General features: G+C 62.8%; 26 protein-coding genes. 7 read left to right on the top strand and 19 right to left on the bottom strand.

The window, feature by feature from the left end; translation table 11 throughout:
* The first annotated feature begins 75 nt into the window (after positions 1–75).
* Entirely contained in the window at positions 76–732 is a 657-nt protein-coding gene (locus APH28_RS13180) for an HAD family phosphatase (RefSeq protein WP_060509971.1), read from the top strand.
* A 46-nt stretch (positions 733–778) separates the two neighbouring features.
* Here the strand turns inward: APH28_RS13180 and APH28_RS13185 are convergent, their stop codons facing one another.
* Both APH28_RS13185 and ilvA read right to left on the bottom strand, forming a co-directional pair.
* Complete coding sequence (locus tag APH28_RS13185) at positions 779–1,204, bottom strand: DUF2269 domain-containing protein (protein ID WP_060509974.1); 426 nt, start codon at positions 1,202–1,204, stop codon at positions 779–781.
* Positions 1,205–1,242: 38 nt separating this feature from the next.
* Positions 1,243–2,757 carry a threonine ammonia-lyase, biosynthetic gene (gene ilvA / locus APH28_RS13190; protein ID WP_060509976.1) on the bottom strand — a complete coding sequence of 505 codons (1,515 nt, stop codon included), beginning with the start codon at positions 2,755–2,757 and terminating at the stop codon, positions 1,243–1,245.
* Between the two features lie 134 nt (positions 2,758–2,891).
* Here ilvA and rpiA point away from each other — a divergent pair, with 134 nt between their 5' ends.
* Complete coding sequence (gene rpiA / locus APH28_RS13195; protein WP_060509978.1) at positions 2,892–3,566, top strand: ribose-5-phosphate isomerase RpiA; 675 nt, start codon at positions 2,892–2,894, stop codon at positions 3,564–3,566.
* A 30-nt stretch (positions 3,567–3,596) separates the two neighbouring features.
* Here rpiA and APH28_RS13200 read toward each other — a convergent pair whose 3' ends face one another.
* The 3 genes from APH28_RS13200 to APH28_RS13210 form a co-directional block, all read right to left on the bottom strand.
* Complete coding sequence (locus APH28_RS13200) at positions 3,597–4,520, bottom strand: SdiA-regulated domain-containing protein (protein WP_060509980.1); 924 nt, start codon at positions 4,518–4,520, stop codon at positions 3,597–3,599.
* 183 nt (positions 4,521–4,703) lie between these two features.
* Entirely contained in the window at positions 4,704–5,369 is a 666-nt protein-coding gene (locus APH28_RS13205; RefSeq protein WP_060509982.1) for a fumarylacetoacetate hydrolase family protein, read from the bottom strand.
* 15 nt (positions 5,370–5,384) lie between these two features.
* Complete coding sequence (locus APH28_RS13210; protein WP_060509984.1) at positions 5,385–6,791, bottom strand: FAD-binding oxidoreductase; 1,407 nt, start codon at positions 6,789–6,791, stop codon at positions 5,385–5,387.
* 171 nt (positions 6,792–6,962) lie between these two features.
* Here APH28_RS13210 and serA point away from each other — a divergent pair, with 171 nt between their 5' ends.
* Together serA and APH28_RS13220 are read left to right on the top strand one after the other, a co-directional pair.
* A complete protein-coding gene (serA, locus tag APH28_RS13215) occupies positions 6,963–8,192 on the top strand; it encodes a phosphoglycerate dehydrogenase (RefSeq protein WP_060509986.1) in 1,230 nt (409 codons plus the stop codon).
* Positions 8,193–8,492: 300 nt separating this feature from the next.
* The gene (locus APH28_RS13220) at positions 8,493–9,014 is read left to right on the top strand and encodes a transporter substrate-binding domain-containing protein (RefSeq protein ID WP_060509988.1); all 522 of its coding nucleotides are present in this window, start codon (positions 8,493–8,495) and stop codon (positions 9,012–9,014) included.
* Here the strand turns inward: APH28_RS13220 and APH28_RS13225 are convergent.
* Positions 8,953–9,462, bottom strand: coding sequence for a DUF523 domain-containing protein (locus APH28_RS13225; protein WP_060509989.1), 510 nt, complete (start codon positions 9,460–9,462; stop codon positions 8,953–8,955). The two genes, APH28_RS13220 and APH28_RS13225, sit on opposite strands and share 62 nt — an antisense overlap.
* Positions 9,449–10,081 (bottom strand): 2OG-Fe(II) oxygenase, encoded by a 633-nt coding sequence (locus tag APH28_RS13230; RefSeq protein ID WP_060510049.1) that lies wholly within the window; start codon positions 10,079–10,081, stop codon positions 9,449–9,451. Before APH28_RS13230 ends, APH28_RS13225 begins: the two co-directional genes overlap by 14 nt.
* A gap of 113 nt (positions 10,082–10,194) precedes the next feature.
* On the opposite strand from APH28_RS13230, the gene APH28_RS13235 reads away from it, so the two are divergent.
* Complete coding sequence (locus APH28_RS13235; protein WP_060509991.1) at positions 10,195–10,947, top strand: DUF2059 domain-containing protein; 753 nt, start codon at positions 10,195–10,197, stop codon at positions 10,945–10,947.
* Here APH28_RS13235 and APH28_RS13240 read toward each other — a convergent pair whose 3' ends face one another.
* Positions 10,948–11,874, bottom strand: a complete 927-nt coding sequence (locus tag APH28_RS13240; protein ID WP_060509993.1) for an alpha/beta hydrolase — start codon at positions 11,872–11,874, stop codon at positions 10,948–10,950.
* 135 nt (positions 11,875–12,009) lie between these two features.
* Between APH28_RS13240 and APH28_RS13245 the strand changes: the two genes are divergently transcribed.
* The gene (locus APH28_RS13245) at positions 12,010–12,576 is read left to right on the top strand and encodes a DUF6436 domain-containing protein (RefSeq protein WP_060509995.1); all 567 of its coding nucleotides are present in this window, start codon (positions 12,010–12,012) and stop codon (positions 12,574–12,576) included.
* Here APH28_RS13245 and APH28_RS13250 read toward each other — a convergent pair.
* Positions 12,555–13,121, bottom strand: coding sequence for a sugar O-acetyltransferase (locus APH28_RS13250; RefSeq protein ID WP_060509997.1), 567 nt, complete (start codon positions 13,119–13,121; stop codon positions 12,555–12,557). The genes APH28_RS13245 and APH28_RS13250 overlap by 22 nt on opposite strands.
* A gap of 86 nt (positions 13,122–13,207) precedes the next feature.
* On the opposite strand from APH28_RS13250, the gene APH28_RS13255 reads away from it, so the two are divergent.
* Positions 13,208–15,565, top strand: coding sequence for a penicillin acylase family protein (locus tag APH28_RS13255; protein WP_060509999.1), 2,358 nt, complete (start codon positions 13,208–13,210; stop codon positions 15,563–15,565).
* A gap of 43 nt (positions 15,566–15,608) precedes the next feature.
* On the opposite strand, the gene APH28_RS13260 is transcribed toward APH28_RS13255, so the two are convergent.
* From APH28_RS13260 to APH28_RS13305, 10 genes are all read right to left on the bottom strand, one after another.
* Complete coding sequence (locus APH28_RS13260) at positions 15,609–16,481, bottom strand: transporter substrate-binding domain-containing protein (RefSeq protein ID WP_060510001.1); 873 nt, start codon at positions 16,479–16,481, stop codon at positions 15,609–15,611.
* Positions 16,478–17,251, bottom strand: a complete 774-nt coding sequence (locus tag APH28_RS13265; RefSeq protein ID WP_060510003.1) for an amino acid ABC transporter ATP-binding protein — start codon at positions 17,249–17,251, stop codon at positions 16,478–16,480. Before APH28_RS13265 ends, APH28_RS13260 begins: the two co-directional genes overlap by 4 nt.
* Complete coding sequence (locus tag APH28_RS13270; protein WP_060510004.1) at positions 17,248–17,907, bottom strand: amino acid ABC transporter permease; 660 nt, start codon at positions 17,905–17,907, stop codon at positions 17,248–17,250. Before APH28_RS13270 ends, APH28_RS13265 begins: the two co-directional genes overlap by 4 nt.
* Entirely contained in the window at positions 17,888–18,553 is a 666-nt protein-coding gene (locus APH28_RS13275) for an amino acid ABC transporter permease (RefSeq protein WP_060510006.1), read from the bottom strand. Before APH28_RS13275 ends, APH28_RS13270 begins: the two co-directional genes overlap by 20 nt.
* Before the next feature lie 247 nt (positions 18,554–18,800).
* Positions 18,801–19,586 carry a MetQ/NlpA family ABC transporter substrate-binding protein gene (locus APH28_RS13280; protein WP_060510008.1) on the bottom strand — a complete coding sequence of 262 codons (786 nt, stop codon included), beginning with the start codon at positions 19,584–19,586 and terminating at the stop codon, positions 18,801–18,803.
* A gap of 175 nt (positions 19,587–19,761) precedes the next feature.
* Positions 19,762–20,592, bottom strand: a complete 831-nt coding sequence (locus tag APH28_RS13285; RefSeq protein ID WP_060510010.1) for a sigma 54-interacting transcriptional regulator — start codon at positions 20,590–20,592, stop codon at positions 19,762–19,764.
* 65 nt (positions 20,593–20,657) lie between these two features.
* Positions 20,658–21,239, bottom strand: a complete 582-nt coding sequence (locus APH28_RS13290; RefSeq protein WP_060510012.1) for an alpha/beta hydrolase — start codon at positions 21,237–21,239, stop codon at positions 20,658–20,660.
* A gap of 179 nt (positions 21,240–21,418) precedes the next feature.
* Positions 21,419–21,820, bottom strand: a complete 402-nt coding sequence (locus tag APH28_RS13295; RefSeq protein WP_054885478.1) for a biopolymer transporter ExbD — start codon at positions 21,818–21,820, stop codon at positions 21,419–21,421.
* Between the two features lies 1 nt (position 21,821).
* A complete protein-coding gene (locus tag APH28_RS13300) occupies positions 21,822–22,541 on the bottom strand; it encodes a MotA/TolQ/ExbB proton channel family protein (protein WP_060510015.1) in 720 nt (239 codons plus the stop codon).
* Positions 22,542–22,570: 29 nt separating this feature from the next.
* Positions 22,571–23,359 carry an energy transducer TonB gene (locus APH28_RS13305; protein ID WP_060510016.1) on the bottom strand — a complete coding sequence of 263 codons (789 nt, stop codon included), beginning with the start codon at positions 23,357–23,359 and terminating at the stop codon, positions 22,571–22,573.
* Positions 23,360–23,443 lie beyond the last annotated feature (84 nt).

Below are 23,443 nucleotides of genomic sequence, written 5' to 3' on the forward strand. Positions count from 1 at the left end.
CGCCAAGCTTATGTGCAGCGCGGTGAAAACTCCGTATTCTGCGGGCCTACCCTGTGGCTGACACGAGTGACCGCGATGCGCCTGGCTTTATTCGACCTGGACAATACCCTCCTCGGTGGCGACAGTGACCACGCCTGGGGTGACTACCTGTGCGAACGGGGCATTCTCGACCCGGTCGCGTACAAACAACGCAACGACGCTTTCTACCAGGACTACCTGAACGGCACCCTGGACCTGCAGGCCTACCTGGCCTTTTCCATGGAGATTCTTGCAGCCACCGAGCCCGCCCAGCTCGACCAATGGCACCGCGACTTCATGCGCGACTGCATCGAGCCGATCATCCTGCCCAAGGCCCTGGCCTTGCTCCAGCAGCACCGCGAGGCCGGCGACCAGTTGGTGATCATCACCGCCACCAACCGTTTCGTCACCGCACCGATTGCCCGCCGCCTGGGTGTGCGCGTGCTGCTGGCGACCGAATGCGAGACGCTCGACGGCCGCTATACCGGGCGTAGTACCGATATAGCCTGTTTTCGTGAAGGCAAGGTGACGCGGCTGGAGCGCTGGATGCTGGAGAACGGGTTCGACCTGGAAGACAGCTATTTCTACAGCGACTCGATGAATGACCTGCCGTTGCTGGAGCGGGTGGCGCATGCGGTGGCAGTGGACCCAGACCCGAACTTGCGAGCAGAGGCCGAGAAACGTGGATGGCCGGTGGTTTCGCTGAGGGATTGAGACTTTCTGTGCCCGCGAAGAGGCCGGCATGGCCAGCACAAGGCTGTCAGACGGGCTTGGCGCCCATCAGGCCGGCGATGGACAGAAAGCACACCCCGCTGAACACCGCCAGGGCCAGGGTAAACCGCAACCCCACCACCTCGGCCTTGCGCAGCCGGTTCAGCCGCACCAGCAGCCACCACCCGGCAAAGGCACCGAGGGTATAGATGACGCTGGAAGCGAGCACCCAGGTCTGCCCTAGCGGCCAGCCCACAAGGTGCACCAGCCACCAGCCGGTGAACGGCATGCTCACCAGGCACACCCCCATCACCAGCCAGACAAACACCAGCGGCCGGCGCAGCAGTTTGGCATAGGCCTCGGCATCACCTTGGCGACGGGCCCGCACGGTCCAGATCGTCAGGCCCAGGGCGCCCAGCAGCAGCAATGCGGTGGCGATGATGTGCAGGGTCTTGAGGGTGGTCAGGTGTTCCATGTCTTCACATCCTTGAGCGTTAAGCCAAGCTTAGCCGCTCAACCCAGGAACAGCTTGTACGCTGGGTTGTCGGTCTCGTCCCAGTACGGGTAACCGATTTTGGCCAGCGCCGCCGGCACCAGGTGGCGCTCGTCCTCCGGCACCTGCAAGCCTGCCACCACGCGCCCGTCAGCTGCGCCGTGGTTGCGGTAGTGGAACATCGAAATATTCCAGCGCCCGCCCAGCTTGGTGAGGAAGTTGAACAACGCACCCGGCCGCTCGGGGAACTCGAAGCGCAGCACGATCTCGTCGCTGGCACCGGCCGAATGGCCACCGACCATATGGCGGATGTGCAGTTTGGCCAGTTCGTTGTCGGTCAGGTCAGTCACCGGGAAGCCCTGGTCGATCAGGTTCTGAACCAGTGCCGCCCTTGGGTCGTTTTCGGGGTGAGTTTGCACGCCGACAAAAATGTGCGCTTCGTCAGAGGTGTGCTTGCGGTAGTTGAACTCGGTGATCTGGCGCTTGCCGATGGCCTCGCAGAAGGCCTTGAAGCTGCCCGGGCGCTCGGGGATGGTCACGGCAATGATCGCTTCGCGCTTCTCGCCCAGCTCGGCACGCTCGGCCACATGGCGCAGGCGGTCGAAGTTGACGTTGGCGCCCGAGTCGATGGCAACCAGGGTCTGCCCGGTCACGCCCTTGAGCTCCACGTACTTCTTGATGCCTGCCACGCCCAAGGCGCCAGCAGGTTCGGTGATCGAGCGGGTATCGTCGTAGATATCCTTGATCGCCGCGCAGATTTCATCGGTGCTGACCGTCACCACCTCATCCACATGGTGGCGGCAGATGTCGAAGGTGTGCTGACCGATCTGCGCCACCGCCACGCCGTCGGCGAACAGCCCGACCTGCGGCAGCACCACGCGCTCGCCAGCCGCCATCGCTGCCTGCAGGCAGTTGGAGTCGTCGGGCTCGACACCGATCACCTTGATTTCCGGGCGCAGGTATTTCACATAAGCCGCGATGCCGGCAATCAGGCCACCGCCGCCCACCGGGACGAAGATCGCGTCCAGCTGGCCCGGGTGCTGACGAAGGATTTCCATCGCCACGGTGCCCTGGCCGGCAATGGTGTGCGGGTCGTCATAGGGGTGGATGTAGACGAAGCCTTTCTCGTCGACCAGCTTCAGCGAGTAGGCCAGTGCTTCTGGGAACGAATCGCCATGCAGCACCACCTTGCCGCCGCGCGAGCGCACGCCTTCGACCTTGATCTCCGGGGTGGTCTTGGGCATCACGATGGTGGCCTTGATGCCCAGCTCGCGGGCCGCCAGGGCTAGGCCCTGGGCATGATTGCCGGCCGATGCGGTGACCACGCCACGGGCCAGTTCTTCCTGGGTCAGCTGCGCCAGCTTGTTGTACGCCCCGCGGATCTTGAACGAGAACACCGGCTGCAAGTCTTCGCGCTTGAGCAGAATCTGGTTGCCCAGGCGCTTGCTCAGCTGCCCGGCGCTGTGCAACGGGGTTTCGACGGCGACGTCGTAGACGCGCGAGGTGAGGATCTTCTTGACGTACTGTTCGAGCATCGGGAAAGCATCACTGGCCGCGGGACAAGGGCTGCGAGTCTACCCCAGCGCTACGTCGGGCGACCACAGCAAAGCCGCCCGAGCCGTTATACTAGGCTCCTTTGACTACCGCCCTGCCCCTTTCCGGAGCCCGCATGACCCAGGACCAACTCAAACAGGCCGTCGCCCAGGCCGCTGTCGACTTCATTCTGCCGAAGCTGGATGTAAAGAGCGTCGTCGGCGTCGGCACCGGTTCGACCGCCAATTTCTTCATTGACGCCCTGGCCCAGCACAAGACCGCCTTCGATGGCGCGGTCGCCAGCTCCGAGGCCACGGCGCAGCGTCTGAAGGGCCATGGCATCCCGGTCTACGAGCTGAACAGCGTCAGCGAGCTGGAGTTCTATGTTGACGGCGCCGACGAAAGCGACGCGCACCTGAACCTGATCAAAGGCGGTGGCGCGGCCCTGACCCGCGAGAAGATCGTCGCGGCCGTGGCCAAGACCTTCATCTGCATCGCCGATGGCAGCAAGCTGGTGCCCGTGCTGGGCGCCTTCCCGCTACCGGTCGAGGTCATCCCGATGGCCCGCAGCCACGTGGCGCGTCAGCTGGTCAAGCTGGGCGGCGACCCGGTGTACCGTGAAGGGGTCGTGACCGACAACGGCAACGTGATCCTCGATGTGTACAACCTGCAGATCACCAACCCGGTGGAGCTGGAAGCTCAGATCAATGCCATCGTCGGCGTGGTGACCAACGGCCTGTTCGCAGCGCGCCCGGCGGACCTGCTGCTGCTGGGCACCGCCGAAGGCATGAAGACCCTGAAGGCCGAGTAACGGCATTCGCGAGCGGGCCGAACGCCCCGGTCAGTCGTTTTTCTTGAAGCGATAGAACAGGTTCGGCTCGCTGACCATGTACAGGTTGCCCTGATCGTCCATGGCAACGCCTTCGGCACGCGGAATGGTGTGCTGCAGGCCGTTGAAGCCACCCAGCAAGGTCATGAAGCTGACTTGCTGGCCTTGCTCGTCAAGCTCCAGCAGCATGTTGGAATCGGCTGACAACACCAACAGATGCCCGGTGCGCGGGTCGACCCCAAGGGCCGACAGGTTGCGCAGGTCGAGTTCGTCGCTGGCCAGCGCCTGCTTGTCACCTTTGAGCGGGCTGCGCCCGTCGCTGCTCCAGGTATACAGCTTCGGCGGCCGCTCCTCGCCAATCACCAGGCGCTGACGCATCGGGTCCCAGGCCAGGCCTTCGAAGCCCTTGTTGCTCTTGATCGACTCGCCCAAGTCATGGCTCTGGAAGTCAGCGTGATTCAGCGAGGTTGTTTGCGCGTCGACTTTGACCACGGTGAGGTCGTGCAGGCGTTCATCGGTGATCGCCACATGGCCATCTTCCATCACGGCGACGCCTTCCGGGTTGCTCCAGCCTACCAACGGAATCTTGCGCAGCACGTCACCGTCGAGGTTGAGCTCGACCAGAAACGGGTTTTTGCCCATCACCGCGAACAGCGTGCGGGTGTGCGGGCTGTAGGCGATGTCCGAAGCTTCGTCATCCTCCATGCCCGGCAGCACCTTGGCGTCGATATCGACTTGGTAGTCCGGCAGCCACACGCTTTCGCTACGCTCGGCGCTGCTTTCGAAGCCTTCCTTGACCCACAGCATGCCGCGGTCATCCCAGTGCATGGCAATGGCCACGCCGTAACCAATCACCGCTGCGACGGCCAGGCCGAAGGGCCAGCGCAGGTAGAAGCGGCGTTTGGGGGATGCGGGGGCGCTGGTGGATGCTGGCATGCAAAAATCCTGGGGGAATGGGCGAAGATCCGCGCATTATCCGCATGAGGTGTGAAAAATCGGTAAATCGCGCCGGCCTCTTCGCGGGCACGCCCGCTCCCACAGGGTCATGCACAAGCTTCAAGTACTGTGCGATCCCTGTGGGAGCGGGCGTGCCCGCGAAAAAAGCGACGCGGTCTCAAGTCAAAGCACGCGGCTCTCGAAGCGGCAAACGCCCGGCAGCTCCAGCACCAGCTCGTCACCGACCGTGAACGGCCCGACGCCGGCCGGGGTGCCGGTCAGGATCACATCCCCCGCCTGCAGCGAGAAATGCGCTGCCATGTACTGGATCATCGGCACGATCGGGTTGAGCATCATCGCGCTGTTGCCGTCCTGACGCACTTCACCATTGATGGTCAGGCGCACCGGAATGTCAGTCAGGTCTTCAAAGGACGCAGCGGACACGAACGGCGGCAGCACACAAGCGCCGTCAAAGCTCTTGCACAACTCCCACGGCAGGCCCTTTTCCTTGAGCTTGGCCTGCACGTCGCGCAGGGTCAGGTCCAGCGCCGGGGCGAAGCCGGAAATGGCATCCAGCACCTCTTCTTCGGAAGCATTGGACGACAGCGACTTGCCCAGCAGTACGGCAATTTCGGCCTCATAGTGCACCGAGCCACGTTCGGTCGGGATCTTGAACCCGCCTTCCAGCGGCACCACGCAGCTGCCCGGTTTGATGAACAGCAGCGGCTCGGAAGGAATGGGGTTGTCCAGTTCCTTGGCATGTTCGGCGTAGTTGCGGCCGATGCACACCACCTTGCCCAGCGGGAAATGAATGCGCGTGCCGTCTACATACTGGTGCTGGTAACTCATGGCCGACTCCTTTGATTACTGCTTTTGTTCAGGAGCAAAGATCTTACCCGGATTCATGATGCCATTAGGGTCGAATACGGCCTTGATTGCCTTCATGCAGGCAATTTCATCCAGCGAGCGGCTGTAGCCCAGGTAGTCGCGCTTGGTCATGCCCACGCCGTGCTCGGCTGAAATGGAGCCGTTGTAGCGCTCGACGATCTCGAACACCCACTTGTTGACCTTGGTACACGAGGCAAAGAAATCATCCTTGCTCATGTGCTCGGGCTTGAGGATGTTCAGGTGCAGGTTGCCGTCACCGATGTGGCCGTACCAGACCACTTCATAGTCCGGATAATGCTTGCTGACGACGGCATCGATGTCACGCAGGAACGCCGGCACCTTGGAAACGGTGACGGAAATGTCGTTCTTGTAGGGTGTCCAGTGGGAGATGGTCTCGGACAGGTACTCGCGCAGCTTCCACAGGTTCTTCAGCTGGGTTTCGCTCTGGCTCATCACCCCATCCAGCACCCAACCCTGCTCGACGCAGTGCTCGAAGGTCGCCAGCGCTTCGTTGGCAACCTCCTCGGTACTGGCTTCGAACTCCAGCAAGGCATAGAACGGGCAGTCAGTAGCGAACGGGGCCGGCACATCACCACGGGCCATGATCTTCGCCAGGCCCTTGTCGGAGAAGAATTCGAAGGCGGTCAGGTCGAGCTTGCCCTGAAAGGCATGCAGTACCGGCATGATCGAGTCGAAATCCGGCGTGCCAAGCACCATGGCCGTGAGGTTGCGCGGAGCGCGGTCCAGGCGCATGGTCGCTTCGACCACGAAGCCCAGGGTGCCTTCGGCGCCGATGAACAGCTGGCGCAGGTCGTAGCCAGTGGCGTTCTTGATCAGGCCCTTGTTCAGCTCCAGCAGTTCACCCTTGCCAGTGACCACTTTCAGGCCGGCCACCCAGTTGCGGGTCATGCCGTAACGGATCACCTTGATACCGCCGGCATTGGTGCCGATATTGCCGCCAATCTGGCTGGAGCCACTGGAGGCGAAGTCCACCGGGTAATAAAGGCCCTGCTCTTCGGCAAAGGCCTGCAGCTGACGTGTGATCACACCCGGCTGGCACACCACGGTACGGTCGAAGGCATTGAAATCAAGAATCTGGTTCATGGAGTCGAACGCGACGACGACTTCCCCATTGGCCGCCACGGCGCCGGCGGACAGCCCGGTACGCCCGCCGGACGGCACCAGCGCAACCTGATGCTGGTTGGCCCAGCGGACGATGGCCTGTACCTGCTCTACCGACTTGGGGAACACGATGGCCGTGGGCGCTGGCGGGTAATGCTTGGTCCAGTCCTTGCCGTAAACCTCGAGAGAAGCGGGGTCGGTCAGGACCTTGCCAGGGTCGACAAGGGTCATCAGTTCTTCAATTACAGCGGGGTGGGTCATCGCTGGAACTCTCGACTTATTCATAGTCACCCTGAGCACTCTTCACCTGTCGGGATAAGCTCAGATTGTGTCGCGTATGCTAGCATAGCCCTCCCGCTGTTCATGCTAAGGCTGCCGTAGCGCCTGGCATCAGTCCTCGCCATTTTTTCTCCGGGATACAGGTTTACGCAGATGAGCAAGACTTCTCTCGACAAGAGCAAGATCCGGTTCCTTCTTCTTGAAGGTGTGCACCAGAACGCAGTCGATACCCTCAAGGCTGCCGGCTACACCAACATCGAATACCTCACCGGTTCATTGCCGGATGCCGAGCTGAAAGAAAAGATCTCCGATGCCCACTTCATCGGCATCCGCTCGCGCACCCAACTGACCGAAGAAATCTTCGACTGCGCCAAGAAACTGGTCGCTGTCGGCTGCTTCTGCATCGGCACCAACCAGGTTGACCTGGCAGCTGCCCGCGAACGCGGTATCGCCGTGTTCAACGCACCGTACTCCAACACCCGTTCGGTGGCCGAGCTGGTGCTGGCCGAAGCCATCCTGCTGCTGCGCGGCATCCCAGAGAAGAACGCTTCCTGCCACCGTGGCGGCTGGATCAAGAGCGCGGCCAACTCGTTCGAGATCCGCGGCAAGAAGCTGGGCATCGTCGGCTACGGCTCGATCGGTACCCAACTGTCGGTCCTGGCAGAAAACCTGGGCATGCAGGTGTACTTCTACGACCCGCTGACCAAGCTGCCGCTGGGCAACGCCGTGCAGGTCACCAGCCTCAACGAGCTGCTGGGCCTGGCCGACATCGTTTCGCTGCACGTGCCTGAACTGCCGTCCACCCAGTGGATGATCGGCGAGAAAGAAATCCGAGCAATGAAGAAGGGTTCGATCCTGATCAACGCCGCCCGTGGCACCGTGGTCGAACTGGACCACTTGGCCGCCGCGATCAAGGACAAGCACCTGATCGGCGCCGCCATCGACGTATTCCCGGTCGAGCCCCGCTCCAACGACGAAGAGTTCGAAAGCCCGCTGCGTGGTCTGGACAACGTGATCCTGACCCCGCACATCGGTGGCTCCACTGCCGAAGCCCAGGCCAACATCGGCCTGGAAGTGGCCGAGAAGCTGGTCAAGTACAGCGACAACGGTACTTCCGTTTCGTCGGTCAACTTCCCGGAAGTTGCCCTGCCGGCGCACCCAGGCAAACACCGCCTGCTGCACATCCACGAAAACATCCCGGGCGTGCTCAGCGAGATCAACAAAGTCTTCGCCGAGAACGGTATCAACATCTCCGGTCAGTTCCTGCAGACCAACGAGAAAGTTGGTTACGTGGTTATCGACGTTGACGCCGAGTATTCCGACCTGGCGCAGGAAAAACTGCAACAGGTCAAAGGCACCATCCGTTCGCGCGTCCTGTTCTAAGGTCGCCGGCGGTATGAAAAAGGGAGGCCCTGGTGGCCTCCCTTTTTTATTTCACTTCAACCGTAATCTTCCTCGATTCGACATTCGGCTTGAACGACACGCCACCCAGTATCCGCTGCAAGGATTCACTTATAACCGCTACCAGTAAAACGAGCGGCGTCGGTGATAGCCCACAAAGAGAAATATTTGAGTTAGGGTTAAACCTCGCCAAGGCTTCAAGGTCATAGGCTGCGCTCGACCGCGACGGGGAAGAAAGTCGCGGCGAAAGTTACTCATCTGCTTAAGAAAAAGGGGCTTTACATGCGTTCGACCATAGGCGTACTGCTGGCAGCACTGATCACGCCATTGGCTCAGGCCGAGCTGATAGACGAAATCGCCGACCGGGGTGAACTGCGCATTGCCGTGCAGGCCGACCACGCGCCGTATTCATTCAAGGACAAGGAAAGCGAGCGGTTGACGGGTTTTGAGATCGAGTTCGGTCAGGACTTGGCCCGGGAGCTGGACCTGCGTGCAGAGTTCGTCGAAGCCACCGCCGCAGAAGTGCTGCCAGGTGTGGAAAGCGGCAAGTACGACATTTCTCTGATTCCATCGAGCGAGGCGCCCAAGGCGGATGGCCCCTTCGATGTCAGCCAGGCGTTCGGCGACAAGAAGCTGGTGATCCCGTTCCAGAAGGATAATCCGGCGTTTGAAAGTGCGGTGAACAATGCGCTTGAGCGCCTCGAGAAAAACGGTCGCACCGCAGAGCTGGAGAACAAGTGGTTCAAGGCCATGCAGGCAGGCGAGCCAGCGCCTGCTGCGCTTGCTCCAGCTCCCCCTCACTGAAAACCTGCACCCCTTCGCGCCGCAGCAATGCGGTGGTCACGCCCTCGCCCGGCACCTTTACCCCGCTGAAGGTGCCGTCGTAGGTCAACCGGTTGCCACACGAAGGGCTGCCCGCCTTCAACACCGCCACCCGAATGCCATGCCGCCGCACCAACGCCAGCGCTTGCTGCGCCCCGGCCAGAAACTGGGGAGTGACATCCTCACCGTTTACCGTCAGCACCTGCGCCCCGCCATCGAGCACCTGCGCACCCTGCCCACCTGGGATCTCCGCCGGCGGGCGCGGCGTTGGCAAGCCGCCAGCCACCTCGGGGCACAACGGCACCACACGCCCTTCGGCCTGCCACTGCTGCAACAGGTCGGGATGCCCGCTGGCCCGGCCGTCATAGCGTACCGGCTGCCCCAACAGGCACGCACTCACCAGTACCTTGGGCAGGTCAGAACGGGTCATTGCCACGGCGCCGGAACCAGCCAGTCAACGACAAGCGCTCGCGCCTGGCCGGCAGCACCTCGTGCGGCACCTCACCAGACAGGAATATCGCCAGGCTACCCGCCACAGGCTGCACATCGTGCTCGACATCATCGGCCAGGAACATGCGCAGCTGCCCGCCGTCCTCCGGCTGCCAGCCTTCGTTAAGGTAGAGCACCGCCGACACCATGCGCCGGTCATCGTCGCGGAAGCGGTCCAGATGCCGGCGATAGAACGCCCCCGGTGGATACAGGGCAAAGTGGCATTCGAAATCTTCCAGGCCCAGGAACAGGCCCTGGTTGATGGCCTGGCGCAGCTGGTCCATGGCGGCGAGGTACTGGTCGCAGGCCTCGGCCTGGCCAGGGTCGATCCACTGGATCTGGTCGCCGCGAATGCTTTCGCGCACTTCCTGGGCGTCGCCGCGCCCGACCCCGGCCGGGTTGAGTTCGCCTTCGGCATCGCGGCGCCGGCATTCGGTCGCCAGCGCGCGCACCAGATCGGCAGGCAGAAAGAGCGCCTGCTGCGACCAGCCATGGGTGGCCAGATCGTCGACGACGGCCGCAAACATCGGGTTTTCAGGGGAGATGTGCATGGCGCGCATCATATCCATTCACCTTGTCGGCGCACAGCGCCACTTGGCTGAGAAGCGTTCGGATTGCTCGACAAAACGGCGCCGGGCCTAGGACAATAGCCACCTGCCGACAGGAGTCCTGAATGCGCCGTCTGTTTTCCCTGCTACTGCTGATGATCTGCACCATGCCTGTCTGGGCAGACAGCCTCGATCAACTGTACAAGGCCGCCGGCTGGCCCGACCAGCGCGCCCATTTTTCCGATGCCGTGAGCGCCGCCCAGCAGCGCTACCGCAACAGCCTGCCGCCTGCGGTTTACCAGGCGCTGGTCAACAACAGCAACCAGCGCTTCCAGGCCCAGGCAATGGACAACCGTGCCCTGGCCAAACTGCGTAGCGCCTTGCCCAACCCGGCACCGGCACTGGCTTTCTTCCAGTCGCCGCTGGGGCGCAAGATCGTCGCCGCCGAGCTGCTGGCCACGCGCAAGGACCAGCTGGCCAAGAACGCCAAGGGCCTGCCGAAGATCCAGGCCAGCGACAACCGCATGCTGGTCATCGGCCACCTGGCCCAAGCCCTGCCAGCCCGCGAGGCCGGCGCAGAAGTCAGCCTGGCGATTGCCGGGGTGGCCGCCGACAGCCTGAGTTCGATGATCCCCGGCCTGTTCGGCGCTAGCCAGGCTCAGGGCCTGCTCGACGGCCAGCGCCAGCGTCTCATGGGGCAGATCGGTGAAGACCTGAACAATACCCTGCTCTACGTGTACCGCGACCTGTCCGACGACGAACTGGAAGAATTCGCCACCTTCGCCGAGTCGCCGGACGGCAAGGCCTATTACCAGGCTGCCGTGGCTGCGGTGCGCGCAGGCCTGGCGGTGGGCCAGAACAGCGCCGACCTCAAGTGATCAACCCAGGCGCTGCTCGATGAATTCGAAGTAGCGCCTGCGGATGTCCGGCAGCTCGTTGGCCAGGTGATGACGGGCTTCGGGCAACATCAGGATCTGCGGCTCGCTGAACTTGGCCTTGAGCACTTCAAGGTTGTACGGCCAGTCCACCGTTGCATCCGCTTCCCCCTGCACGATCAAGGGCCGGCGCGCGCAATGCGGCGCCGCCTCGATACGCTTGACCCAGGCGATCAGCGCGCCGACCCAGCCCGTGGGCAGCCGCCGCGGTTGCAGCGGGTCGGCTTCGAGGAAGGGCAGGAACGTCGGGTCGTTGGTGTTCTCGCTGAAGCGCCGCTCGATGCCATTTACGAAGTGGCGCAATACCCGATAGCTGAATTTCGACCAGCGCCAGGACCGTGGCCGCACCAGCGGCGCCAGTAAGATCACCTCGCCATCGATGGGGCTACGCTCACCTTCGTTCAGCAAGTGATCCACGGCGATTGCGCCACCGGTGCTCTGCCCGCACAGGTGCCAGGGCCGTGGCAGTTCCAGACCACGCGCCTGTTCGAACAAAGCCTCCAGCACCTGTTGGTACACCGCGAAATCACTGATGTTGGCGCGCTCGCCACTGGACAGGCCGTGGCCCGGCAGGTCGCAGCTGATCACCGCGTAGCCAAGCTTCAGCGCCCACGCGATCACATGCCGATAGAGGCCCATGTGGTCGTAGTAGCCGTGCAGCAGGAACAGCGTCGCAACCGGCTGCTCAGGTAACCAGACCTGCCCGACCAGCTCGAACCCCGCCGCCTGAAAGCCGCCCAGCCAGCTCTGCGCCGGCAGGTTCAGGCCATAGAAGCGCTGATAGTCCTGCGCCTGCGTGGACAACGGCTGGCGTTTGGTCAACGGTGCGAGGCTGGCACGCAGGGTATCGGGGTGAAAGGCAGCGGGCATCGGGTACATCCAAGGCGAAGCGAGTATTGATCTGGGATATTCAGCTGTTGGCCGCATCGTGGCAAGCTTGGGCACCTTTTCATGAGGCAGATAAGCTGCCTGCACCGGCTGCATCGCCGACTCTGTGGATGACTCATGTCGAACCGTATCAAACGGACACTGATGGTGTTCCTGCTTATGCTCTGCGCCATTGTGCTCTGGCAGGCCTACTCCACCTTCCAGTCCCGATACCTGCGCCCGTTCGACAACCAGACCACCCTGTTCGACGGCAGCCAGCTGCGCCTGCCCCCCGGACTCGCAGGCCCCGGGCCGATCCGCGTGGTGCACTTCTGGGACCCGGCCTGCCCGTGCAACGTGGGTAACCAGCAGCACCTGGGCGACCTGATTACCCAGTTCGCAGGCCAGGACGTGACCTTCCACCTGGTACAGAAGGCAGGCAGCCACGGCCAGCTGCCTGCCAACCTGAGCAGCCTGCAACCCATCGCTCACTTGCCTGGCAGCGAATACCTGCCCGCCTCTCCCGCCGTGGCCATTTGGGACCGCCAAGGTAACCTGGCCTACTTCGGCCCCTACAGCGAAGGCGCCGTGTGCAACGCCAGCAACAGCTTCATCGAACCGATCCTCAAAGCGCTGCTGGCCGGCCGCAGGGTCACCGCCTTCAATACGCTGGCCGTGGGTTGCTATTGCCCTTGGGCCGGTTGACGCACCCGCGCCGGGTTACCCATTACAGTCGCCCCCGCCGGCACATCACGGGTCACCACACTGCCGGCGCCTACAATGGCGTTATCGCCAATGGTCACCCCCGGCAGGATGATCGCCGCCCCGCCAATCCATACATTGTTGCCAATGGTCACCGGCCGCCCGCTCTCCAGCCCGCTGCGGCGGACCTCGGGGTCGAGCGGATGGTCGGCTGTATAGATCTGCACGTTGGGGCCGATCTGGCAATCATCGCCGATGCGCACCGGCACCACGTCGAGGATCACGCAGTTGAAGTTCATGAACGTGTTGCGCCCGACGCTGATGTTGTAGCCGTAGTCGCAGTAGAACGGCGGGCGGATGACCGTGCCTTCGCCGACATGGCCGAAGTGCTCGGCCAGCAGGCCGTTGCGCGCTTCGTTGAGCAATTCGACGCTGTTGTTGTAACGGTGCATCCAGTGCTTGTTGGCAATCTGCTCCGCCTGCAGCTCGGGGCAGCCGGCATGGTAGAGCTGGCCACTGAGCATTTTCTGTTTTTCGCTGATGGACATGGAAACTCCTTCCGGGGGCTATGCTCTGTTCGCGAATCCGTCGATGATCGGACCACAGTTTCCGCTCGAATGCACAAGGAGTTTCGATGAAGCGCAGCCTGACCCTGTTGGCGGTGGTCGTTGCCGTAGCCGCTGGCGCCGGTTACTGGTACGTGCACGGCAAACTGCCGCAGCGCGAGGGCGAAGTGGCCATGGCCGGGCTGCAGGCGCCAGTCAGCGTGCGCTACGACGCCCGTGGCGTGCCCCATTTGCAAGCGCAGAGCGAAGCGGACCTGTACCGTGCCCTGGGCTACGTGCATGCCCAGGATCGGTTGTTCCAAATGGAGATCATGCGCCGCCTGGCCCGTGGCGAGCTGGCCGAAGTGCTGGGGGCCAAGCTGCTGCCCACCGATACGCTGTTCCGCAGCTTGCGCATTCGCGAGCAGGCCGCGCTGATGGCTCAGCGCCAGGACCACCAGTCACCCGCCTGGCAAGCCTTGCAGGCCTATCTCGATGGCGTTAACGCCTGGCAGGCCAGCCACCCCAAACCGATGGAGTTCGACCTGATCGGCATCACGCCACGGCCATTCACCGCCGAGGACACCCTGAGCATCGCCGGCTACCTGGCCTACAGCTTCGCCGCAGCGTTTCGCACTGAACCTGCACTGACCTACATCCGCGACCAGCTCGGGCCGCAATACCTGAAGATTTTCGACCTCGGCTGGCAGCCGCAAGGGGCGTTAGGCACGCCACTGGCGGCGGCCGACTGGCAAAGCCTCGAAGCCGTGGCTGCCGCCAGCCACGACGCGCTGGTCGAAGCCGGCATCCCGCAGTTCGAAGGCAGCAATGCCTGGGCCGTTTCCGGTAGCCGCACCCGCAGCGGCAAACCCTTGCTGGCCGGTGACCCGCACATCAGTTTTGCTGTGCCCGCCGTCTGGTACGAGGCTGAGCTTTCAGCGCCCGGCTTCAACCTGTATGGCTACTTCCAGGCGCTGAACCCGTTCGCAATGCTGGGGCACAACCGTGATTTCGGCTGGAGCCTGACCATGTTCCAGAACGATGACGTCGACCTGATCGCGGAAAAGACCAACCCTGCAGATGCCGACCAGGTGATGATCGACGGCAACTGGCAAGCGCTGGAAAAGACCGCGCAGAAGATTGCAGTCAAAGGCGAGCAGCCAGTCACCATCAACCTGCGCCGTTCAGCACATGGGCCGATCGTCAACGAAGTCGTCGGCGCCACGGCTGGGACCACGCCGATTGCCATGTGGTGGGCATTCCTCGAAACCGAGAACCCGATCCTCGAAGGTTTCTACCAACTCAATCGCGCCGATACCCTGGGCAAGATGCGCGAGGCCGCAGCCAAGGTGCACGCGCCGGGGCTGAACTTCGTCTGGGCCAACGCCCGTGGCGATATCGGCTGGTGGGCGGCGGCGAAGTTGCCGATTCGCCCCGACGGGGTTAACCCGGCGTTCATCCTCGACGGCGCCAGCAACCAGGCCGACAAACCTGGTTTCTACCCGTTCAGTGTCAATCCGCAACAGGAGAACCCGGCCAGCGGCTATATCGTCTCGGCCAACTACCAGCCACCGGCCGTGGTGCCGATACCCGGTTACTACAACCTCGCCGACCGTGGACGCCAGCTCGATCGCCAGCTGGCCAACCCGGAAGTGAAATGGGACACCCAGAACAGCCAGGCGCTGCAACTTGATACGGCCAGCGATTACGGCCCGCGCACCCTGGCGCCGCTGCTGGCGACGTTGCGCCAGATCGCCCAGGGTGACGAGGAAAAGGAACTGGTCGAGCAGCTTGCCGCCTGGCGCGGTGACTATCCGCTGGATTCCACCAGCGCCACGCTGTTCAACCAGTTCCTCTACGAGCTGGCCTATGCCGCGCTGCATGACGAACTGGGCGATACCTGGTTCTCGGTATTGATCAGCACCCGTGTCATCGATGCCGCATTACCGCGCCTGGCTGCCGATGCCGACTCGCCTTGGTGGAACACCCGCGGCGCCAACCAGCGCACCGACCGCCCCGCCATCGTGCGTTTGGCCTGGCAGAAGAGCATTGCCCACTTGCGCGACACCCTTGGGAAGGACCCGGCCAGCTGGCAGTGGGGCAAGGCTCATACCCTGACCCACAACCATCCACTGGGCTCGAAAAAGCCGCTGAACCTGCTGTTCAATGTCGGCCCGTTTGCCGCGCCAGGCACCCATGAGGTGTCGAACAACCTGTCGGCCAAGATTGGCCCGGCGCCGTGGCCGGTGACCTATGGGCCATCCACCCGCCGGCTGATCGACTTCGCCGATGCCGGGCAAGCGCTGAGCGTCAGCCCGGTCGGGCAGAGCGGGGTATTGTTCGACAAGCACTACGCGGACCAGGCCGAGGGGTATGTGGAGGGGAAATATCAGCGGGCGCAGATGGGCGTAATCCCGGCACAGAGCACCCTCAGGCTGGTGCCATGACATCAAGGTGTAACTGCGGCCGCATTGCGGCCCAGTTACGCTATCAACCCTGCCACTTGCCGCCCTCGACGATCACACTCTCCGGCTTGGTGTCATCGCTCAGTTCCTTGCGCACATACTGGTCATACAGCTTCAACAGAAACTTCTCCTCCCCAAGCTTGGCCAGCTCGGCATTTACCCAGTCGCGCAGCTCGGTATTGCCCTTCTTCACCGCTGGTGCAATTGGCGCTTCTTCGCCCAGCAACTGCGGCAGCACACGATACCCTGGGTTCTGCTTGGCCCAGCTGAACAGGATCAGGTTGTCCTGGGCATAGGCATCGCCGCGCCCGTTCGCCAGGGCCTGCAGCGACTCGCTGTTCTTCTCGAACTTGAGCAGCTTCCAGTCCGGGTGGTTCTTGGTCAGCCAGATATCGGCCGTGGTACCGGTGGTGACGATGATGGTCTTGTCTGCCAGGTCATCGAGCTTCTGTACCGGGCTGCCGTCGGCAACGATGGCCTGCACGGCCACGCGCAGGTTGGGGTTGGTAAAGTCCACCGCCTCCTTGCGCTCTGGAGTCACGGTCATGTTGGCGAGAATCAGGTCGACCTTGTCACTCTGCAGGAACGGAATGCGGCTGGCCGGCTCGACGGCGACAAACTCCACCTTGTTCTCGTCACCCAGCAGGTCCCGGGCCAGGCGCCGGCCGATGTCGGTGTCGAAGCCGACGTAACGGCCGCTTGCGTCGACAAAACCGAACGGCGGCTTGTCGGTGAACACGCCAACGATCAGCTTGTCGCGGGCCTTGATGGTTTCCAGGTAGCTGGTCGCCGGCGAGGCCGCAGCCGGCTTGGGCGGCTCCTCGGCCTTGTTGCAACCAGCCAGCAGGGCCAGGCCGAACAACGGCGCCAGCAGTTTGGTAAGCGGGGCAGTTTTCATGACAGTTCCTTTTGCGTTGTCTTTGGCAGGCTTTCGACAAAGGAGAATTTGTCCAGGAACTGCTGCGCGCGTGCGGTCCGCGGTTGGCTGAAAAAGCTCTCGGGGTCGCTCTGTTCAAGGATCCTGCCGGCCTCCATGAACACGATTCGGTCGGCCACCGCGCGAGCGAAGGCCATTTCGTGGGTAACGATGAGCAGGGTCATGCCGTCGCGGGCCAGGCCCTGGATCACCTGCAACACTTCCTTGACCATTTCCGGGTCGAGCGCTGCGGTAACTTCATCGAACAGCATCACCTGCGGATTCATGCACAGCGAACGGACGATGGCGATGCGCTGCTGCTGGCCACCGGACAGCTGCCGCGGGTAAGCGTCACGCTTGTCCAGCAGGCCAACCCGCGCCAGCAGCGCTTCGGCCTGGGCCTGGGCTTCGGCGCGTTCACGCTTCTGCACCTTGAGCGGGCCGAGCAGCAGGTTGTCCATCACACTCATGTGGCCGAACAGGTGATAGCTCTGGAACACCATGCCCACCCGCTGGCGCACTTGGCGCCAGTCGGTATCGGCACTCAGCAGCTCCTCGCCCTCCAGGCGCAAGTGCCCGCTGTGCGCCTCTTCCAGGCCATTGAGGCAACGCAGCAAGGTGCTCTTGCCGCAGCCGCTGGGCCCGAGGATCACCACCACCTCGCCGGTGTGGACTTTGAGGTCGACGTTATTCAGTACCTGGTGCGAGCCGAAATACTTGTTGAAACCCTGAAATTCGATCAGTGCGGTCATGAATGAGCCCAACGGCGTTCCAGCACACGCGAGGCGGCGGACAGCGGGTAGCAGACGGTGAAAAAGAACAGGAATAGCACGGCGTAGATCAGCAGCGATTCGTAGGTGCGCTCGATGATCTGCTGGCCGGCCTTGATCACCTCGACCACGCCGATCAGTACTGCCAGCGAGCTGGTCTTGATGATCCGCGTGTAGATGTTGATGGTCGGTGGTGTCATGCGCTTGAGGGCCTGGGGCAGCAGCACGTAGCCGTACAGCTGGCCAGTGGAAAGCCCGATCGATAGCCCGGCCTCCCGTTGCCCGCGCGGCAACGACTGCAACGCACCGCGTACCACCTCGCCAACCTCGCTGGCACCCCACAGGCCCAGCACCAGCACCGCGCACCAGAAGCTAGGAATGCTCAGGGCAAAGAAGATCGGCAAACCGAAGAACACCAGGTACAGCCAGACCAGTACCGGGATCGCCCGAAACAGCTCAAGGTACACCTGCAAGGCGACGTTCAGCAGACGATTGCCCAAGGTGGCCAGCGTGCCATACAGCACGCCGCCGAGCGTTGCGAAGACAATTCCCAGTGCCGAGATGGCCAGTGTCTGCGCCGCGCCCTTGGCCAGCAGCGGCAATGACGTCAGCAGCAGTTCAATTGCCGAACTGGCCATGTTGCAACCTCCTTTCCAGGTAGCGCAACAGCAGCGACAGCGGCAGGAAAAGCAGCACGCAGAGCAGCGTCAACACGGCAAGCATCTCGTAGGTCTTGTAGTACAAGGCGATGTAGTTCTTGGTGGTGTAGAGGATTTCAGGCACCGCCACGGCCGACACCACAGTGGTTTCCTTGAGCAGGAAGACGAAATTGGCGAACAGCGCCGGCAGGCTGAGAATCCCCGCCTGGGGCAGAATCACATAACGCAGCAGCTGGCCTTCCGAGAGCCCGATGGAGCGGCCCGATTCCAACTGCGCACGTGGCACAGCCTCGACGCCGGCACGCAGCACCTCAGTGAGGTAGGCACCGCCCATGAAGGTCATGGTGATGATCGCTGCGGCAAAACCAGAGATCTTCACGCCCAGGCTGGGCAAGGCGAAATAGACGAAGAACAGCTGGATCAGCAGCGGGGTGTTGCGTGCGAGTTCCACATAGCCTTTGACCAGGTGCCGCAAGTAAGGCGTGCGCAGCACCAGTATCGCGGCATTGACCAGCGCTACGAGCAACGAGGTGGCGATGGCAATCAGCCCGACCTGCAAGGTCACGCCGACAGCCTTGAGGAATGCCGGCAATGTGCCAAGAATGAAAGCGGTGTCGAAGGTCATGGATTTTGCCTCGACACCGGGTTTGCAGAGTACGACATAGGGAAGTCTGAACGATGCGCCAGGCGCGATCAGTAGACTTTAAAGGTATAAAAATCTTTTTCTAAATACCTTTATTGCATATCGATATCACTGGCTGGGCTATCGAAACTTTTCTGCATCACGCCTCTCCCCCGCGCTGATCGGCCGCCAGCCACACACAAAAACGCCGACGCAAATGCGTCGGCGTTTTCACATCAAGAACAAGCCATCAGAACGCAGGCAGCACCGCACCCTGGTACTTCTTGGCGATGAATTCCTTCACCTCAGGGCTGGTCAGCGCCTTGGCCAGCTTCTGGATGGCCTCGCTGTTCTTGTTGTCCGGGCGGGCTACCAGGAAGTTCACGTATGGCGAGTCGCTGCCCTCGATCACCAGCGCATCCTTGGCCGGGTTCAGGCCAGCTTCCAGTGCGTAGTTGGTGTTGATCATGTCCAGGTCAACCTGGTCCAGCACACGCGGCAACATGGCCGATTCGAGCTCGCGGAATTTCAGCTTCTTCGGGTTCTCGGCGATGTCTTTCGGGGTCGCCAGGGCGTTCTTCGGGTCTTTCAAGGTGATCAGGCCAGACTTCTGCAGCAGCAGCAGGGCGCGGCCGCTGTTGCTGCCTTCGTTCGGGATGGCAACGGTCGCGCCGTCCTTCAGCTCGCTCAGGCTCTTGACCTTCTTCGAGTAGCCACCGAACGGTTCGACGTGCACGCCAATCACGGTTTCCAGGTGGGTGCCTTTGCCTTCGTTGAAGTTCTGCAGGTACGGCAGGGTCTGGAAGTAGTTGGCGTCCAGACGCTTCTGGTCAACCTGTACGTTCGGTTGCACGTAGTCGGTGAAGACCTTGATCTGCAGGTCCACACCTTCCTTGGCCAGGGTCGGCTTGATCAGCTCAAGGATCTCGGCGTGCGGCACCGGGGTCGCAGCAACCACCAGTTTCTCGGCGGCAGAGGCCAGGCCAGCGAACGACAGGGCGGCGGCCAGGGCAGTGGTCAGCAGGGTCTTCTTCATGGTGTTCCTTGTTCTGGTTCTGGGCCATCGAGGATGGCGAAGTCGGGTGCCCAACCGTTTCATCGGCGGGCGTGAAGCGGACAATACCGAGATTTTTTATTCCGTAATAATATCTTTTAATTAGCTGCTTATTCCAAAAACAAACTGCCATCATCCAGTTTGCTTATTAGTTCGTCTAGCTCGCGGGGTTGACCAGATCGAGATCCTCCGGCAACAGCTCATCCCCGTCGTTCACCAGCAGGGCGAAGTGGATCACGTTCTCCAGCTCGCGGGTATTGCCCGGCCAGGCATGCGCTTCCAGCACCTGCTGCGCGGCCTCGCTGATCAACGCCAGCGGGCGCTGCAGGCGCACGCTGTAGATGCCCACGAAATACTCGGCCAGCGGCAGGATATCGCCGGGGCGCTCGCGCAGCGGCGGCAGTTCCAGCGCGCCCTCGCGCAGGTACTGGTAAAGGCGCTCGTTGAAACGCCCGGCCTTCACCACCCGCGCCAGGTCGATGCTGGTCGCGGCCACCAGACGCACATCCACCGGTTGTGGTTGCTGCGCGCCGACACGGGTGACCTCGCGGTTTTCCAGGGCCGCCAGCAGCTTGCCCTGGATCGCCAAGGGCAAATCGGCGATCTCGTCCAGGTACAAGGTGCCGCCATTGGCCGAACCGAACCAGCCAGCGCGGCTGCTGGCCGTGCCGCCCTGGCTACCAGCGCTGTAGCCGAACAACTCGGCGTCGGCATAGGTCGGGCTGATGGCCGCGCAATTGACCGAGACGAACAGGCCGGGGCGGTCACTGGCCCGGTGGATCTGCCGGGCCAACAGCTCCTTGCCGGTGCCGGTTTCGCCGCGGATCAGCACCGGTACCGGTTGCGGCGCCAGCTGCTCCAGGGCCTGGCGCAACTGCTGCGACCGCGGGTCGATGAACACCAGCGCCTTGGCACGAATGCTCAGGGGGCTCTTGTCCAGTTCAGGGAAGGTCAGCAGCGGCTGGCCGAACGGGTTTTGAAAAGTCATGGCAAACTCCCGCCCCAGGCCATCGGTGGCCGGGCGTCAGGCAAACGGTGAACGGTCCGAGTCGATCAGGCGCGGCGCAAAGCGCGCTGCTCGACCCGGCTTTGCAGGCGGTACAGGTAGGCGAAGCCTTGTTCCCAGCGCTCGTGGCCGGACTTGACGTTGATGTGCCCGGCATTGCTCAGCAGGCCCGCCTCGGCGCCCCAAGCCTGGGCCAGGTGCAAGGCTCGCGGCACACTCACCGCTGGGTCGTTGTCGGAGCTGACCACCTGGCTGGGGAACGGCAGCGCCTGCATCGGGATCGGCGCGAAGTTGCGCAAGGCCGGCGCGCAGGTTGGCCGCTCGACATCCGCCGGAGCCACCAGCAATGCGCCACGCACCCGGCGCAGCAGGGCTGGGCTGGCCTGCGCGGCCCAGTGGGCGACGGTGACGCAACCGAGGCTGTGAGCGATCAGAATCACCGGCGAACGTTCGGCGGCAATCGCCTGCTCCAGCGCCTGCACCCAGTCACGGCGCTGTGGGGTGAGCCAGTCATCCTGCTCGACCCGGGCACTGTTGGGCAGCGTGCGCTGCCAGTGACTCTGCCAATGGTTGTCTGGCGATCCTTGCCAGCCCGGCACAATCAGGTAACGAATCGACTCATTGCGCATGGGGACGCCTCCAGTAAGTTTGCGTGCTTGGCGATCAGTATAGGGAGACAGTTATATTCGTAAAGGAATAAGAAGCTATTTATTAATAACCAAAATTACATTCAGATGGCGGGCAAAAAAAAGGGCCAACCCCTGCCAAGAGATATGGCCCTTAAGCACTTGCCTGAAGAGGGTGAAGACTACCGTGCAGTGATTACCGCCAGTTTACTGATCCCGGCGCGCTCGATCGCGGCCATGGCCCGCGCCACTTCGCCGTAGTTCACGCCATCGTCGGCCTGCAGCTGCACACGCACGTCGGCGTCCTTGTCTTTGGCCGCCTTGAGGTTGCTTTCAAGCAGGTCGGGCTGGATCTCGTCCTTGTTGATGAACAGCTTGCCACCACCGTCGATGCTCACCACCAGCGGGTCTTTCTGCTCCACCGGGGCTACGGCCTCGGTCTTGGGCAGGTTGATCGGAATGGCGTTGGTCAGCAGCGGCGCGGTGACGATGAACACCACCAGCAGCACCAGCATGACGTCCACCAGTGGCGTGACGTTGATTTCACTGAGGACTTCGTCGCTATCCTGGGTCGAAAAGGCCATGTCAGGACGCCTCCTTCACCGGCTGGGTGAAACCGGCCTGAGCCTTGTGTACGGCCGGATGGACCAACACGCGGAAAGCACTCTTCTGCGCCAGGCTGTAGAAGTCGTGAGCGAAGTCATCGAGGTCGGCCGCGGTCAGCTTGAGGCGGCGCAGGAAGTAGTTGTAGACCAGCACCGCCGGCACCGCGACGGCGATACCCACACCGGTGGCGACCAGCGCCGCGCCGATCGGCCCGGCAACGGTTTCCAGGCTGGCGGAACCGGCCGCACTGATGCCCTTGAGCGCTTCCATGATGCCCCACACGGTGCCGAACAGACCGATGAAGGGCGAGGTGCTGCCGATACTGGCGACCACCGCCAGGCCAGTTTCCAGCGAACGGCGTTCACGCACGATCTGCTGACGCAGGGCGCGTTCGAGGCGGTCCTGGTGGTTGATGGCGTGGCTCAGGTCACTGGCGTGGGTGTCACCGACCGCAATCGCGGCGTAGCCGGACTGGGCAACGCGGGCGGCCGGGCCAGGCAGCTCGTGGCTGATTTCCGCCGCCGAGTCGAGGCTCGATGCTGCCCAGAATTGCTGGTGGAAGCGCTTGTCCTGATTCTTCAGCCGCACAAACTGCGCAGCCTTGACCAGGGCCAGGCCCCAGGTGACGACGGAAAAACCGACCAGCAGCCAGATGACTGCGCTTTCAACGGACTCGAGGGGGGATGCCAGCAGGCTCATGATGGTGTCTTCCTGTGTTCTGCGAAAAGTTAGCGAAGCTTGAAATCGATTGGCACGCTGACCCAGCCGGCCTGGGCCACATCACCCTGCTTGGCGGGGACGAAGCTCCAGCGCTTGACCGCAGCCAGCGCGGCGGCGTCGAGTGCATCGCGGCCGCTGCTCTTCTGGATCTGGATCTGCCCCGGCTTGCCGTTGGGCAGTACCTCGACGCGCAGCAGTACGGTGCCTTCCCAGCCACGGCGCAGGGCCATCTGCGGGTATTCCGGTGCCGGGTTTTTCAGGTACGCAGCGTTGGCCGACGGCGGCGTGACGGGTGCCGGTGCCGGTGGCGCAGGCGGTGCCGGAGCCGCCACCGGAGCAGGTGGCGGCGCCTCGACCGGCTTGGGCTGCGGCTTGGGCGGTTGCTTGGCGACCGGCTTGGGCACGGGCTTTGGCTTCGGCTTGGGCTTGGCGGCCAGCTCGTCGATCACCGGAGGCGGGGGCTCGACCACCGGCGGTGCCGGGGCGGGCGGTGGCGGTTCCACCACCGGCGGCGCGGGCGCGGCAAATTCGATGGTCATGGGCGGAATCTGTGGCGGCACCACGGGCAGCGCAGGCGTGGGGGCCTGGCTCACCCAGTAGGCTGCAGCGCCGTGCAGGGCCAATACCAGCAGGCCCAGCGCCAGCTTGTCACGGCGCTTCAGGCCGCTGACCGGAGTGCGTTGCAGGCGCAGCTGGCCCAGTGGCAGGCGAAGCGTCCGTCCAAGCTCGACCAGGTCACCCGGGCTCGGGCGCCATGGCTGGTCGTAGGCCCTGACGGCCGATTGGACATTACCCATTGATCAAACTCCTGGGGTTCTTGATTCAGGTGTGTAGCTGAATCATCGCGGGCATGCGTTTATCTCTGAAAGTAATGTTTAAAA

It is taken from the genome of Pseudomonas sp. NBRC 111124, assembly GCF_001320245.1.
GTDB lineage: Bacteria > Pseudomonadota > Gammaproteobacteria > Pseudomonadales > Pseudomonadaceae > Aquipseudomonas.